Annotated in this window: 16 protein-coding genes; 8 read left to right on the top strand and 8 right to left on the bottom strand. The window is 70.9% G+C overall.

Annotation, left to right across the window (positions count from 1 at the left end):
* Both VJ976_RS03750 and VJ976_RS03745 read right to left on the bottom strand, forming a co-directional pair.
* A partial coding sequence (locus tag VJ976_RS03750) for a hypothetical protein (protein ID WP_324098770.1) occupies positions 1–372 on the bottom strand: 372 nt, incomplete at its 3' end.
* A 12-nt stretch (positions 373–384) separates the two neighbouring features.
* A complete protein-coding gene (locus VJ976_RS03745) occupies positions 385–1,170 on the bottom strand; it encodes an NUDIX hydrolase (RefSeq protein WP_324098769.1) in 786 nt (261 codons plus the stop codon).
* Positions 1,171–1,304: 134 nt separating this feature from the next.
* On the opposite strand from VJ976_RS03745, the gene VJ976_RS03740 reads away from it, so the two are divergent.
* Positions 1,305–2,516 carry an MFS transporter gene (locus VJ976_RS03740; RefSeq protein ID WP_324098768.1) on the top strand — a complete coding sequence of 404 codons (1,212 nt, stop codon included), beginning with the start codon at positions 1,305–1,307 and terminating at the stop codon, positions 2,514–2,516.
* Between the two features lie 55 nt (positions 2,517–2,571).
* The gene (gene galE / locus VJ976_RS03735; RefSeq protein ID WP_324098767.1) at positions 2,572–3,591 is read left to right on the top strand and encodes a UDP-glucose 4-epimerase GalE; all 1,020 of its coding nucleotides are present in this window, start codon (positions 2,572–2,574) and stop codon (positions 3,589–3,591) included.
* 66 nt (positions 3,592–3,657) lie between these two features.
* Here the strand turns inward: galE and VJ976_RS03730 are convergent, their stop codons facing one another.
* Positions 3,658–3,879: a hypothetical protein gene (locus tag VJ976_RS03730; protein ID WP_324098766.1), complete on the bottom strand. Its 222-nt coding sequence runs from the start codon at positions 3,877–3,879 to the stop codon at positions 3,658–3,660.
* 118 nt (positions 3,880–3,997) lie between these two features.
* Between VJ976_RS03730 and VJ976_RS03725 the strand changes: the two genes are divergently transcribed.
* The 6 genes from VJ976_RS03725 (at position 3,998) to VJ976_RS03700 (ending at position 9,267) form a co-directional block, all read left to right on the top strand.
* The gene (locus VJ976_RS03725) at positions 3,998–4,384 is read left to right on the top strand and encodes a BlaI/MecI/CopY family transcriptional regulator (RefSeq protein ID WP_324098765.1); all 387 of its coding nucleotides are present in this window, start codon (positions 3,998–4,000) and stop codon (positions 4,382–4,384) included.
* A gap of 46 nt (positions 4,385–4,430) precedes the next feature.
* Entirely contained in the window at positions 4,431–4,694 is a 264-nt protein-coding gene (locus tag VJ976_RS03720) for a hypothetical protein (protein ID WP_324098764.1), read from the top strand.
* A gap of 97 nt (positions 4,695–4,791) precedes the next feature.
* Positions 4,792–5,157 carry a hypothetical protein gene (locus VJ976_RS03715; RefSeq protein WP_324098763.1) on the top strand — a complete coding sequence of 122 codons (366 nt, stop codon included), beginning with the start codon at positions 4,792–4,794 and terminating at the stop codon, positions 5,155–5,157.
* Between the two features lie 54 nt (positions 5,158–5,211).
* The gene (purB, locus tag VJ976_RS03710; RefSeq protein WP_324098762.1) at positions 5,212–6,618 is read left to right on the top strand and encodes an adenylosuccinate lyase; all 1,407 of its coding nucleotides are present in this window, start codon (positions 5,212–5,214) and stop codon (positions 6,616–6,618) included.
* A gap of 34 nt (positions 6,619–6,652) precedes the next feature.
* Positions 6,653–6,940, top strand: a complete 288-nt coding sequence (locus VJ976_RS03705) for a metal-sensitive transcriptional regulator (protein WP_324098761.1) — start codon at positions 6,653–6,655, stop codon at positions 6,938–6,940.
* 35 nt (positions 6,941–6,975) lie between these two features.
* Positions 6,976–9,267 carry a heavy metal translocating P-type ATPase gene (locus VJ976_RS03700; protein WP_324098760.1) on the top strand — a complete coding sequence of 764 codons (2,292 nt, stop codon included), beginning with the start codon at positions 6,976–6,978 and terminating at the stop codon, positions 9,265–9,267.
* Positions 9,268–9,274: 7 nt separating this feature from the next.
* On the opposite strand, the gene VJ976_RS03695 is transcribed toward VJ976_RS03700, so the two are convergent.
* From VJ976_RS03695 to VJ976_RS03675, 5 genes are all read right to left on the bottom strand, one after another.
* Positions 9,275–9,913, bottom strand: coding sequence for a VOC family protein (locus VJ976_RS03695; protein ID WP_324098759.1), 639 nt, complete (start codon positions 9,911–9,913; stop codon positions 9,275–9,277).
* A gap of 65 nt (positions 9,914–9,978) precedes the next feature.
* Positions 9,979–10,809: an RNA methyltransferase gene (locus tag VJ976_RS03690; RefSeq protein WP_324098758.1), complete on the bottom strand. Its 831-nt coding sequence runs from the start codon at positions 10,807–10,809 to the stop codon at positions 9,979–9,981.
* Positions 10,806–11,669 (bottom strand): HAD family hydrolase, encoded by an 864-nt coding sequence (locus VJ976_RS03685; RefSeq protein ID WP_324098757.1) that lies wholly within the window; start codon positions 11,667–11,669, stop codon positions 10,806–10,808. The genes VJ976_RS03690 and VJ976_RS03685 overlap by 4 nt, the downstream gene beginning before the upstream one ends.
* 30 nt (positions 11,670–11,699) lie before the next feature.
* Complete coding sequence (locus tag VJ976_RS03680) at positions 11,700–12,950, bottom strand: ABC transporter permease (protein ID WP_324098756.1); 1,251 nt, start codon at positions 12,948–12,950, stop codon at positions 11,700–11,702.
* Complete coding sequence (locus VJ976_RS03675) at positions 12,947–13,834, bottom strand: ABC transporter ATP-binding protein (protein WP_324098755.1); 888 nt, start codon at positions 13,832–13,834, stop codon at positions 12,947–12,949. Before VJ976_RS03675 ends, VJ976_RS03680 begins: the two co-directional genes overlap by 4 nt.
* Positions 13,835–13,922: the final 88 nt, after the last annotated feature.

The following is a 13,922-nucleotide window of genomic DNA, read 5'->3' as shown; positions in this document are numbered from 1 at the left end:
TACGTTCAGGCTCACCCCGTCCGCACCGGTGGCCACCGACGGACGGGCGGCTCGGGCCGACTCCTCCACCCACTGCACGCCGTCGCGCGGGTCGCCGGGCAGACGGGGTGCGGCGTCCAGCACGGTCTGTGCTGCGGCCAGCTGAGCCTCGATACGGCCCTGTCCCTCGTCCACCCACATGTAGCGCAGCGGGTCGGGGTCCAGGGCCGCCTCGGTGTCGGACACGTCGAGCCCCTGGTTGATGGCTTCGCTCATCCGCCGGTTGAAGGCCAGCACCAGGTCCAGGTCGCGTTGCTGGGACGGGGTGTAGGTGCCGTCGTGGTGGTCCGGACCGCCGCACGCTCCGGCGTGGTGATGGACGTGCGGGCTCATGCCGGTCCTCTCCTAGGTCGCAGCCAGGGGCACTCCGTCCTCGAGGTACGCGGTCCGCTGGGCATCACCGAGATGCTGCAGCAGACGCACGACGTACGGAGCGCACCGCTCGCCGGCGAGGGCCCGGTCGCACCAGGTGACGGCGGCGATCTCCGTGGCTTGGAGGTCAGCCTGGGCCGCCAGCTCCGGGTGTCGGCCCAGATCGAAGACGAGCAGCACCGCATCGTCCCACTGACGGTAGGGCGGGAGCCAGTCGATGGCCAGCAGCGCTCCGACGCTCACCTCGACGCCGAGCTCCTCGGTCACCTCTCGCGCCAACGCCGCGGCGGGGGACTCGTGCGGGTCGACCACCCCACCGGGCAGGTCCCACTCCTTCTTGTAGGTGAGCTGGCACATCAGCACCTCGTCGGCCTCGTTGCGGATCAGGCCCTGAGCGATCACCCGCTTCGTCGGCAGGGTGGCGTTGAGCATGGCCAGGAAGCCCTCGCGGGTGTCGGGCGCGGGGTCGTCGGCCAGCCGAGCCAGGCGGATGACGTCGACTCGCGACCCTTCGGAGTCGACCTGGGCACCGCGGGCGATGCCCTCCGGTCGCAGGCCAGCCCGTTGCAGCGCGCGGCGGAGCTCGACCTCCCCCCGGGGCGCTTCTGCCTGCACGCGCTGCACCCCCGCCGCGAACTGGGCGTGGAGCAGCTCGCGCAGCGCGGCCGGGGCCTGGGCCTGCGTCCACCACTTCTCGCGGTCGTCCCAGGTCAACGTGGCCAGACCCACTCCGGTCGGTTCGATCCTCCACGGGCCCATCGGCCCAGGTTGTCATAGCCCCGGCGGGTCACTCACCGCACCTGCTGGTGAGGGGCCGAGAGCAGGTGGCGTTGCGAGAACGAAGGCGGAGCACCACCCCTCCGGGTGGCCGGGGGAGGTGGCATCCTTCCATCGTGGACAAGCAGACGATCGGGGTGGGTCTGGGCGGCACGGCCGTGGTCAGCGTCGCCTTCGGTATGAGCCGCTACGCCTACGGGCTCACCCTGCCGGACGTGCGCGAGGAGTTCGGGCTCTCGGAGCTCCTGCTCGGGGTGATCGCCAGCAGCACCTTCGCGGGATACCTCCTCGGCCTGTTGTGCGTGCCCGTGCTGGAGTCCCGCTTCGGTCTGCGCGCCCCCACCACCGTGGGCGGGGTGTGCGGGGTTCTGGGTGCCGCGACCGTGGCGCTGGCGCCCAACGCCGCCGTCCTGGCCGCGGGTGCCGTCGTTAGCGGCAGCGCGGCCGGCTGGGTGTGGGCCCCGTACTCCGACATCGTGACCAGGGTCGTTCCCCAACGACATCAGGCGACCGTGCTGGCGATCATCACCACGGGCACCAGTGTCGGCCTGATGGGACTCGCCGCGCTCGGGTTGCTCGCCGTGTTCGAGTCGTGGCGACTCACCTGGATCGGGATCGCGGTGTTCGCCGTGGTGGCCACCATGTTGAACCTTCGCGAGGTGCCACGCCTGGCGGCTCGGCGGGCGACCTCGAAAGGGAGCCCACGCTCTCCGTGGCGCCGCCGGATGGTCCCGCCGCTGGTCTATGCGGTGCTGTACTTCACCGCCACCACCGTGTACTTCACCTACGCCGGAGAGGTCGGGCGCGGAGGCGGGCTGCCCCCGGCCAGCGCATCCCTGCTGTTCGCGATGCTCGGCCTCGGTGGACTGGTCGCGGTCGGCACCGGGAGCCTGACCTACCGGTTGGGCCCCACCTGGCTCGGAATCAGCAGTGTGTCCCTGGTCAGCACCTCGCTGGTGGTGCTCGCCTCCGCGGGTTCCTCGCTCACGCTGATCCTCCTCTCGGCGGTCCTGTCCGGGATGGGGTTCATGGTCGGATCCTCGCTGTTGGCGATCTGGACGGCTCAGGTCGTCCCCGATCGCCCCGGGGAGGCCTTCACGGTCGCCCTGGTGATCGGCGCCATCACCTCCATCGTCATGCCGGCCGGAATGGGAGCACTCATCCCCGTCGTCGGACGCTCGCAGATGCTGGTGCTGGTGGCCCTCGCCTGCGTCGTGGGCACGACCGTGCTGGCGACACAGCGGCCGGTGCGGCGGACCTGGGCCCGGCTCTGGGTCCGGACTTCCAGCCCACAAGACTCCGGCGGCCGGAAGCCAGGGGCAACCTAGCGGTTCCCCTCCCGGACTCTGGCCGGGAGCACCGGACCCGGGCAGACTGCCTGTCATGCGAGTCTTGGTCACCGGAGGCGCCGGGTACATCGGGTCCCATACGAGCGTGCAGCTGCTGGCGGCCGGGCACGACGTGGTCATCGCCGACAACTTCAGCAACTCCAAGCCCTCGGTCCTGCCACGGATCGCCGACCTGGGCGGAGCCGCCCCCACCCTGCGCGAGCTCGATCTCACCGACCCCGTTGCGGTGGACGAGGTCTTCGGCTCCGAGCAGCTCGACGCGGTCGTCCACTTCGCCGGGTCGAAGGCGGTGGGTGAGTCGGTGGCAAAGCCGATCCTTTACTACCGCAACAACATCGGTGCGACTCTGACCCTGGTCGAGGCGATGCGCCGACACGACGTCCGGCACCTGGTCTTCTCCTCCTCGGCCACCGTCTACGGTCCCGACGCCCCGGTGCCGATGACCGAGGACCTGCCGACCTCAGCCACCAACCCCTACGGCTGGACCAAGGTGATGATCGAGCAGATCCTCACCGACCTCGCCACTGCCGAGCCCGACTGGCGGATCGCGCTGCTGCGCTACTTCAACCCCGTGGGTGCCCACCGGTCGGGGCGGATCGGCGAGGACCCCAGTGACATCCCGAACAACCTCATGCCCTTCGTCGCCCAGGTGGCCGTGGGTCGTCGCGAGAAGCTGTCGGTCTTCGGCGGCGACTACGACACCGACGACGGGACCGGGGTGCGCGACTACATCCACGTCGAGGACCTGGCCGCCGGTCACCTGGCCGCGTTGGCGTGGATCCGCGAGCACGACCGGGCTGTCTCGACCTGGAACCTGGGCACCGGGCGGGGCACGAGCGTGCTGGAGATCGTCGAGGCCTTCGCCCGGGCGAGCGGCCGGGAGATCCCGTATGCGGTGGGCCCGCGACGTCCTGGCGATATCGCGGCTTCCTACGCCGACCCCGCCAAGGCACAGTCCGAGCTCGACTGGCGGGCGAAGCATTCGGTCGAGGACATGTGCGCGGACACCTGGCGATGGCAGCAGGCCAACCCGCACGGCTACCCGGACTCCTGAGACCCAGAGGGCGTCCAGCCGCGTGCCGTGGCGTGAGCGCCCCAGGCCAGCCGGCTCATCCTCGGCTCACCCCAGCTGGTTCAGTCCGACGGCCACGACGACGCCGAGCGCGACGGCGATCCCCGTCGTCTCCTCGACCTTCTTGAAGGCTTTGGGAAGCACTTCGATGGCGAGGGAGGCGGTGACGGCACCGGCGGTGAAGCAACGCACGAGTCCCAGCGCTGCCACCGGGAGGTCAGCGAGAAGGAGGTTGCCGACGAGCGCCGCGCCCGAGGTGGAGGCTGTCACGAAACTCCCGGTTTCTCCTGGTCGCCCAGTCCGGCCCTTCGACCGCAGCATCCGCCCTGCGAGCTCCCGTTCGACACTCTGGAACCGGCTGCGCAGGGCCGGGACGTACCATCACGGTATGCCGAACACCCGGTCCCGTGACCTGGGCGATCTCGAACGGGCCGTGATGACCGTCCTCTGGGACCACGGCCCGGACCAGAGCGTGCGCGAGGTGATGGGTGCGCTGAACGAAGGCCGCAGCCTCGCGTACACCACGGTGATGACGGTGCTCGACCGGCTGGCCAAGAAGGACCTCGCGCGGCGCCGCCGCGACGGCCGCGCCTTCCGCTACACGGCGGCAGCGTCCCGGGAGGAGCTCACCGCGGCCTCGATGCGCAGCGGGCTGGACACCCTGGACACCGGTGACCGTCGCGCCGCGATGCTCCACTTCCTGGCCCAGTCCGACGCCGGCGAGCTCGCAGACCTGCGGGACGCCTTGACCGAGGTCGAGAGACGCCACCGCTGAGCCGCGCGCCGACATGCCCGCCCTGCCCACGCTTGCACTCGCCCTCGTGGCCGTCCTGATGACCGTGGTCGCGCCCCGCCTGTTGGTGCCCCAGACCTCCCTACGCCTGTGCCCCGGCGCCGCGCTGGTGGCCTGGCAGAGCGGCACACGTCTGCGCGCCCTGCGCCGTCGTCACCGCGACCAGGTCGACCTGCTGAGCCGGACGTCCGCTGACCCCGCCCGTGCCATCCTCACGGTGAGTCACGAGGCGCTGCCGCGCGACCTGTCGGGGGCCTGTCCCGTCGCGGTGAGCGGCCGCACCGGGCGGTGAGCGAACCCTCGGCCACGCTGCGACGGGGTGTTGTGGTCAACACGGTGCCGCTGGGCCTAGCCTGAGGCCGACGGTTCACGCACACGAGGAGTGGGACATGGGCGACAACGTATGGATCTGGGTGGTCATCGCCGTCGTGGTGGTGGCGCTCCTCGTGTTCGCCGCGCTGGCGGTGCGGCGGCGCGCCAACCGCGCCAAGGCGGCCGAGCTGCGGAAGCAGGCTTCTCAGGACGAGGGGCGGATCGGCGAGCGGGAGAAGACCTCGACCGAGCTGCAGCAGGAGGCCGCCGACGCCCGCGCCGAGGCCGACCGGCTCCAGGACGAGGCCGACCGGGCCGAAGGCCGCGCCCGGGCGTTGGAGGAGCGCGCCGAGCAGGCGGTGCTCGCCGCCCGCGAGAAGCGCGACGCCCAGATGGAGACGCTGAAGGACGCCGACAAGAAGGACCCCGACAAGAAGGGCTAGCCCTCCTCTCCGCGACCGGTCAGCGCCACCGTCCCGCTCTGGGAGGATGGCGCCATGGCGTCGTTGCAGGACATCTCCCCGCCGATCGCGCTCGGAGCGTTGGACGGTCGCTACCGGCGAGTGGTCTCTGCCCTGGTCGAGCACCTGTCCGAGCCCGCGTTGAACCGGCAGCGACTGCACATCGAGATCGAGTGGCTCATCCACCTGACCGAGCATCACGTCGTCCCCGGGGCCGGGAGCCTGAGCCCGCAGGAGCAGGCGAGCCTGCGCGCCCTGGTCGAGGAGTTCGACGCCGCCGCGATCGGCGAGCTCGCGACCATCGAGGCGGAGACCGTGCACGACGTCAAGGCCGTGGAGTACTTCCTGCGGCGGCGTCTGACCGACCGTCTCGACGACCGGGGTGATCTGGCCGAGCTGGTGCACTTCGCTGCCACCTCGGAGGACATCAACAACCTCGCGTATGCCCTGATGGTCCGCGGCGCCGTGCAGCAGGTGTGGCTGCCTGCCGCCCGGCAGCTGGTCGCCCAGGTCGCACAGATGGCTCGCCATCTCGCCGACCTGCCGATGCTCGCCCACACCCACGGACAGGCCGCGACCCCCACCACGATGGGCAAAGAGCTCGCGGTGTCCGCCCACCGCCTGACCCGTCAGCTGCGCCGGGTCGAGCAGGCCGGGTATCTCGGCAAGTTCAACGGCGCCACCGGCACCTACGGGGCGCACCTGGCAGCGGTGCCGGAGGCGGACTGGCAGCGGGTCAGCCTCGAGTTCGTCACCGGACTGGGTCTGACCTGGAACCCCCTGACCACGCAGATCGAGAGCCACGACTGGCAGGCGGAGCTGTACGCCGACCTCGCCCGGTTCAACCGCGTGCTGCACAACCTGTGCACGGACGTGTGGTCCTACGTCTCGATGGGGTACTTCGCCCAGGTCCGCGGTCAGGGCAGCGTCGGCTCCTCGACCATGCCGCACAAGGTGAACCCGATCCGCTTCGAGAACGCCGAGGCCAACCTCGAGGTGTCCAACTCGCTGCTCGACGTGCTGGCCTCGACGTTGGTGACCTCGCGCCTGCAACGCGACCTCACCGACTCCTCGATGCAGCGCAACGTGGGCACGGCACTGGGCCACTCCCTGCTGGCGCTGGACAACGTACGACGTGGCCTCGACGGGCTGGACGCCTCGCCCGAGGCCATGGCCGCCGACCTCGAGGCGAACTGGGAGGTCCTGGCCGAGCCGGTGCAGTCCGCGATGCGGGCTCTGGCTGCAGCCGGCCACGAAGGGATGGCCAACCCCTATGACCGGCTGAAGGAGCTGACGCGGGGCCGCCGTGTCTCCGGGCCGGACCTCCGTGCCTTCGTGCGCCAGCTCGGACTGCCGTCAGAGGTCGAGGAGCGGCTGGCCGCGCTCACTCCCGACGGCTACGTGGGGCTGGCCCCCGACCTGGTGGACCATCTCGACGTATGACCTCGCACATACCCCCTCAGGGTATGATGGAGCGGTGACGCAGCCCGGCTACCACGACACCAGACAGGCCCAGCTCACCCGCCTGGCCCGGATCGAGGGTCAGGTCCGTGGCATCGCCAGGATGGTCGAGGAGGACGCCTACTGCATCGACGTGCTCACCCAGGTCAGCGCAGCCACGCAGGCGCTGAACGCGGTCAGCCTGTCGCTGTTGGAGGAGCACATCGGGCACTGCGTCGTGGAGGCGGCGCGCGAGTCCGACGAGGCGGCCGACGTGAAGGTCGCCGAAGCCAGTGCCGCCATCGCCCGTCTCGTCCGCCGCTAGCCAGCCGTCCGCCACCGAGCATCCGCGAAGGAGCCATGTCCACCCCCACCAGCCAGTCCCACCAGGTCGACCTCGCCATCAGCGGGATGACGTGCGCCTCGTGTGTCTCCCGCGTGGAGGGCAGCCTGAACAAGCTCCCCGGCGTGGAGGCCACCGTCAACCTCGCGACCGAGAAGGCGCGCGTCAGCTACGCCGAGCCCCGGACCGTCGACGACCTCGTGGCCGCCGTCGCGACCACCGGGTACACGGCGCAGCCACTGGCAGGGCGCGGGCGGTCAGGTCAGTCGGCCTCGTCGGCCCACGTCCCAGCGCAAGGCTCGCGCCACGGCGGCACAGGCCACTTCGATGACGGTCACCCGAATGACGGTGACGACAGCGCGGCGGACCACATGAACCACGAGGTCATGGGTGACCGAGCCCTGCGCACCCGGGCCGCGATCGCCTCGGCGCTGGCCCTGGTGGTCCTGGTGCTGGCGATGGTGCCGCCGGTGCGCAACGCCGTGGGGACGGCGGGGCCGTGGCTGCAGCTGGTGCTGACCACCCCGGTGTACCTCTGGGCCGCCTGGCCGTTCCACCGCGCAGCCGCCGTCAACGCCCGGCACCTGGCCTCCACCATGGACACCCTGGTCTCGATCGGGGTCACGGCCGCCTACGGCTGGTCGGTGGTGGCGGTGCTCACCGGGTTCACGGCAGACCTGTACTTCGAGACCGCGGCCATCGTCACGGCCTTCCTCCTCATCGGGCGCTACGCCGAGTCCCGGGCCAAGGCAGCCGGACGCTCGGCGCTGACCTCGCTGCTGGAGCTGGGTGCCGCGGAGGTCGCCGTGCTCCGGCACGACCCCCGGACCGGAGCCTGGCGCGAGGACCGCATCCCCACCTCCGACCTCGCCGTCGGGGACCGCTTCGTGGTGCGGCCGGGGGAGAAGATCGCCACCGACGGGGAGGTCCTCGAAGGACGCAGCGCCGTGGACACCAGCATGGTCACCGGTGAGTCCGTGCCGGTGGACGTGGAGCCGGGCATGAGCCTCACCGGGGCCACCGTCAACGCTCACGGCCGACTGGTGGTGCAGGCGACCCGTGTGGGGTCGGAGACCACCCTGGCCCAGATCACCCGCCTGGTCGAGGACGCACAGACCGGTCGGGCTCCGGTCCAGCGCCTCGCCGACCGCGTCTCCGCGGTGTTCGTCCCGGTGGTCCTGGTCATCGCCGCCGCGACCTTCCTCGGGTGGCTGGTGACCGGGCACGACGTGGGGACGAGCCTGGCCCCGGCCGTGGCCGTGCTCATCATCGCCTGCCCCTGTGCGCTCGGGCTGGCCACCCCGACCGCACTGCTGACCGGTACGGGCCGAGGCGCTCAGCTCGGCATCCTGATCAAGGGCCCGCAGATCCTGGAGAGCACCCGCGCCGTCGACACCGTCGTGCTGGACAAGACCGGGACCCTCACCACCGGTGAGGCGAGCCTGGCCGAGGTCACGACGCACGGCCGGCTCACGCAGGATGCGGCGCTGACCGCGGCTGCCGCCGTCGAGAGCGGCTCCGAGCACCCCCTTGCCCGGGCCATCGTGCAGGCTGCGCAGGAGCGTTCCCTCGCGGTGCCCTCGGCTTCGGACTTCGTCGCCCTGCCCGGCCAGGGCGTCCGGGCACGGATCAAGGACACCGAGGTGGTGGTGGGCAAGGCGGAGCTGTTCGAGGAGGTCCCCGAGCCCCTGCGCGCCACTCTGACCGCTCCGGGCAGCACCGTGCTCGTGGGCTGGTCGGGGCGGGCTCGTGCCGCGCTGACCGTCACCGACCAGCTGCGACCCTCCAGTGCGGCGGCCGTCCAGGAGCTGAGCGACCTGGGGCTGCGACCACATCTGCTCACCGGTGACAACGAGCAGACAGCCAAGGTCATCGCCGGCGAGGTGGGGATCCCGGCCCGGCAGATCGCCGCCGGGGTGCTCCCGGCGGACAAGCACGCCTACGTCGCCGCGCTGCAGCAGCAGGGCCGGGTGGTGGCCATGGTCGGCGACGGCGTCAACGACGCCGCGGCTCTGGCGCAGGCCGACCTGGGGCTGGCCATGGCCTCGGGCACCGACGTGGCCGCTGAGTCCGCGGACATCGTGCTGATGCGCGCCGACCTGCACTCGGTGGGCACCGCGGTGGCGCTGTCCCGTCGAACCCTGACGGTGATCAAGCAGAACCTCGGATGGGCCTTCGGATACAACACCGCGGCTATCCCTTTGGCTGCGTTCGGGCTGCTCAACCCCATGATCGCGGGCGCCGCGATGGCGGCGTCCAGTGTGCTGGTGGTGCTGAACAGCCTCCGGCTGCGCCGGTTCGCGGACTGAGCCGGCGCTAGATGGTCACCGTGCCGGCCGGGGTCGCGAACACCACCGACTCCAGAGCCGGGGTGTGGGAGTCGTCGAACTCGACGTCGATGTCCTTCTCCCAGGTTCCCGCCGGCTCGCTCACCCCCAGCCACTCGCGGATCTTGTGCGGGTCCCCGGCGATGTGCAGGCCGACCAGCTTGACCTCGCCGTCGCCCAGACGTGACGGGTGATGGTCCAGAGAGTCCCAGCGCACGAAGAACGGCAGCTGCGGGTCTGCGATGAGCGACTTGATCCCGATCTGCTGCCAGGTCAGCTCGACACCCTCCGGAGTGTGCCGGTTGCCGGGGACGGCCGGGCGGCCCAGGCGCTCCTCGATGTCCGAGAGATCTTCGACGGCCACCACCCAGGCCATCCATCCCCCGCCCTGCTCTGAGCGCGCGCGCACGGCCTGCCCGAACGGCGCCTTGTCCGACGCCGGGTGGTCGAGCACCTCGACCACCTCGAGGTAGCGGCCGTCGGCCAGGGGAAGCACCATGTTGCGCGTTCCGAACCGCGGATGCACCCCGCCGTCGAAAGCGGTGGTGTCGAGCTGCTCGGCCAGTCTGGCGGCGGTCTCGCGCATGCCCTCGGGTCCGGCTGCATAACAGACGTGATCGATACGCATAGCCTTCATCGTGACACAGATCACGGGGCCCGATGACCACACCCTCCCGGCGCCGTTGCCGGGCCTCAGAAGTCGCCGAGCACCCGGCGTTGCCGCACCACCTCGTAGAGCAGGACGGCCGCGGAGGTCGAGACGTTGAGCGAGTTGGCCTGCCCGGCCATGGGGATGCGGACGCGGTGGTCGGCCGCACCGAGCGTGCCCGCGGTCAGCCCATCCTTCTCGGCACCCACCACGATCGCCACCGCGCCGGTGTAGTCGACGTCGGTGTGCGCGACGTCGGTGTCCGGTGTGGAGGCCACGACGGCGACGCTCTGGTCGGCCAGCCAGCTCAGGGTCGCGAGGGCAGGGTCGGTGGCCACCGGGACCGTGAAGACCGTGCCCTTGGAAGAGCGCACGACGTTGGGGTTGCCCCAGTCGGTCACGGGGTCGCAGGCGATGACCGCGTGCACCCCTGCTGCGTCCGCGCTGCGCAGCATGGCACCGAGGTTGCCTGGCTTCTCGACCCCCTCACACACCAGGACCAGGGCGTTCTCGGGGAGCGTGAGGTCGGTGCATCGACGACGGCTGGTGGCCACCACGGCCAGGAAGCCGTCCGGACCCTCGCGGTACGCCGCCCGCTCGAAGGCGGCCCGACCCACCTCGAAGACCTCCGCGCCGGCCGCGGCCGCCTGCCGCACCAGGCTCGCCCCTTCCTCACCGGCACGGGTCAGCTCGGGGCAGAAGTAGAGCGACCGAGGGACCACCCCCGAGCGACACGCGAGCTGCAGCTCCTCGAAACCCTCGACGATGGTCAGTCCCTCGGTGTCTCGAACGCGCCGACGGCGCAGCGCGGCCAGGGCCTTCAGCCGGGGGTTCGCGGGCGAGGTGATCACCGGCGGCTGACCGGATGCGCTCACGCCACCCGGTCCACGCGCGTCAGCAGGTCCTCCAGCACCAGCGCCAGGCCGTCACGGGCGACGTCCGCCGTCACCTCGTCGGCCGCGGCCACGACCTCCGGCGGCGCCTGACCCATGGCCACGCCGCGGGCCGCCCACTGCAGCATCTCGATGTCGTTGCGCTGGTCCCCCACCGCGACCGTGTGCGCATGGTCCACGTCGAGGGCCTCGCGCACGGCTTCCAGCCCGGACGCCTTGGAGATGCCTTCGGGAGCCAGGTCCAGCCAGGAGCTGAATCCGATGGCGTAGTTGACGCCGTGTAGACCGATGCCGTCGAGCATCGTGGAGAAGTCCTGTGGCCGGTCGCTGACGTCGCGGAAGGTCACCCGTGGCACCGGCTTGCTGACCAGCTCCTCCACGGTCACCACCGTCTGGCGCTCGGCCAGGTCGGGCTCGGGAAAGAGCCGGTTCACCTTGAAGCCGACCCCGACGTCCTCCACCGCGATGATCGCCTCGGGCAGCAGACGCTGCAGGATCCGCACAGCGGGCTTGGGGTCGAAGGTGACCACCTCGTGCAGCCGGTACCCGTCCTTGGCGCCCGGGTCCAGCGCCAGGGTCACGGCTCCGTTGGAGCACACGGCATACCAGCCTGCGCGCACGAGGCCGAGCTCACGCAGCAGCGGCATCGTGGCCAACACCGAACGCCCGGTCGCGATCATCACCGTCGCCTGGGAGTCTGCCAGCGCCTGGATGGCCCGAGCCACGCGGGGGCTGAGCCAGCCGTCGTGGTGCACGATGGTGCCGTCGATGTCCAGCGCCACCAAGGGAGCCCCGTGAGGCATCCGGGATGAGTCTTCGCCGACGCGGGCTTGGTGCTGCACGCTTGTCAGCCTACGGGGCGGCCTCCCAGCTCACCCCTTCAGCCTCATCGCCTGCCGCAGCGTCACCCGGCCCTGGGTCTGCATGAGGGCTCGACGGTAGAGCGTGCTGCCCACGAGGATCGTGAGGTAGCCGAACACCACCGTGGCGGCGAGGGCGGCCACCGGCTCCCACCAGCCGACCCCGCCCTCCAGCAGGCGCATGGGCATGAGGATGGTGGACATCACCGGGACGAAGGAGCCTGCCGTGCGTGCCGCTCCTTCCAGGTTGAGCGCCACCACGAAGACGAGGACCAGCGTGAGGGTCAACGGCAACGTGGTGCTCTGCAGGTCTTCCGTGCGTGAGGCCAGCGCCCCCGCGGCGGCCCACATGCAGGCCAGCGCCACGAACCCCGCCACGAAGAACGGCAGGTACCACAGCAGCGGCTCGGTCATCATCGGCAGGAACCGGTCGAACTCGGTGAAGCTCAACCCGATCAGGGAGACGCCGACGAGCAGCGCCATCTGGCCGAAGGCGAGCAGCGTGTTGCCGAGGACCTTCCCGGTCAGCAGCGCACGGACCGGGATGACCGCGGCCAGGATCTCCACGATCCGCGACTGCTTCTCCTCGACCACGCTGTTCGCGATGCTGATCCCGTAGGTCAGCGAGGCCATGTAGAACAGCACGCCGAAGAGAATGCCGGCGACGATCTGCACCACTTCTTCAGCAGCGTCCTCACCCGAGACGTCCTCGGTGGTCAGCTCGGCGCCCGACAGCAGCTCCGGCACGGAGGTTCCGGCCGCCTCGGCGTTCGCCGTGAGGGCGGCCTGACGGACGGCATCGGCCAGGGCTCGTTCCAGCTCCGCCGGGCCACCTCCGTCGCTGAGGAGCGTCCAGCCGCCCTGCCGCTGCGTCAGTGCCCCATCGGCGTCGCCTTCGGTGACGAGCGCTTCGCCGGCTGCCGCGTCTCCCACCCTGGTGACCGAGACCGACGCGTCGTCCTCCTGGGCTTGCAGCACCGCCTCCGCCTGCCCGACGATCGCCTCACCCTGCGCTGAGGAGACGACCACCGAGTACTCCGTAGCGCCGCTCCTCGCGGCGATGAAGGCCTGCAGGCCCAGCAACCCGATGATGAGGACCAGAGTGATCCCGGTGGAGACGAGGAAGTTCCGGTCGGTCAGCTTCACCCGGATCTCGCGCGAGGCGACCAGCGCCCAGTCTCGGTGGTCCGGAGCCAGGGCCCCGGCCTGCGAGGCAGCTGCGTCGTCGCTGGCCTCTCCAGGTGGGCGTGTCTCCAGGCTCATGCCGCGACCCCACGGTAGATCTCGCTGAGGCTGGGCCGCACCGGGCTGAACTCCTGCACGCTGCCGCGACCCAGGGCCTCACGCAACAGCTGCTGGGCGATGGCCTCGTCGGCGGCCTCGATCTCGACGACCGCGCTCGGTCCGTCGAGGTCGAGCACACGTACCCCGCCGTGTCCACGCACCCACCCGGCGTCGTCCCCGACGGTGAGGCGGTAGCGCATCTGCCCGGTCTCGCGCAGCTCGGCCGAGGTTCCGTTGGCCACCACCTTCCCGTCGTGCAGCACCACGATGGAGTCACAGAGGCGGTCGACCAGGTCGAGCTGGTGCGAGCTGAACAACACCGGCACTCCGGCCGCCGTGTACTCGCGCAGCAGCGCGGACATCTGGTCCACGGCGGCGGGGTCCAGGCCGGAGAACGGCTCGTCCAGCACGAGCGCGACCGGCTCGCCGAGCACGGCCGCGATGATCTGCCCTCGCTGCTGGTTCCCCAGCGACAGCGTCTCGACCTTGTCGGCGCGCCGGTCGCCCAGACCGAAGCGCTGCAGCAGTGCGGTGATGCGCTCGCGCGCCTGCCGCTGCGACATGCCGTGCAGGCGAGCCAGGTAGACCAGCTGCTCCAGCAGCGGCTGCTTGGGGTACAGGCCGCGCTCCTCGGGCATGTATCCGATGCGGCTGCGGATCGCCGGGTTCAGCTGCTGACCTCGCCATCGGACGCTCCCACTGTCGGGGGCGAGGATGCCCATGATGATCCGCATCGTGGTCGTCTTGCCGGCACCGTTGCCGCCGACGAAACCGACCATGGCCCCGGCGGGCACCGCGAAAGACACCGAGTCCACCGCCGTGATGTCTGCGTAGGTGCGGGTCACCGCATCGATCTCGAGCATGGTGGCTCCTTCGTGGAGGGCGTGCCGGTCACCACCCAGGCTAGGAACCCGGCATCCAGGGGTCATCGGCCCCGCGGCGGATCTTCGA

This window comes from Ornithinimicrobium sp. (assembly GCF_035267225.1).
Lineage (GTDB): Bacteria > Actinomycetota > Actinomycetes > Actinomycetales > Dermatophilaceae > Ornithinicoccus.
The sequence above is the reverse complement of the archived record's forward strand: the minus strand, read 5'-3'. Positions and strand labels throughout refer to the sequence as shown.

Bases quoted from the DNA above. Each gene is read 5' to 3' on its own strand.
- VJ976_RS03745 (WP_324098769.1), bottom strand. From the start codon at position 1,170: ATGGGCCCGTGGAGGATCGAACCGACCGGAGTGGGTCTGGCCACGTTG.
- galE (WP_324098767.1), top strand. From the start codon at position 2,572: ATGCGAGTCTTGGTCACCGGAGGCGCCGGGTACATCGGGTCCCATACG.
- VJ976_RS03725 (WP_324098765.1), top strand. From the start codon at position 3,998: ATGCCGAACACCCGGTCCCGTGACCTGGGCGATCTCGAACGGGCCGTG.
- VJ976_RS03715 (WP_324098763.1), top strand. From the start codon at position 4,792: ATGGGCGACAACGTATGGATCTGGGTGGTCATCGCCGTCGTGGTGGTG.
- purB (WP_324098762.1), top strand. From the start codon at position 5,212: ATGGCGTCGTTGCAGGACATCTCCCCGCCGATCGCGCTCGGAGCGTTG.
- VJ976_RS03700 (WP_324098760.1), top strand. From the start codon at position 6,976: ATGTCCACCCCCACCAGCCAGTCCCACCAGGTCGACCTCGCCATCAGC.
- VJ976_RS03695 (WP_324098759.1), bottom strand. From the start codon at position 9,913: ATGCGTATCGATCACGTCTGTTATGCAGCCGGACCCGAGGGCATGCGC.
- VJ976_RS03680 (WP_324098756.1), bottom strand. From the start codon at position 12,950: ATGAGCCTGGAGACACGCCCACCTGGAGAGGCCAGCGACGACGCAGCT.
- VJ976_RS03675 (WP_324098755.1), bottom strand. From the start codon at position 13,834: ATGCTCGAGATCGATGCGGTGACCCGCACCTACGCAGACATCACGGCG.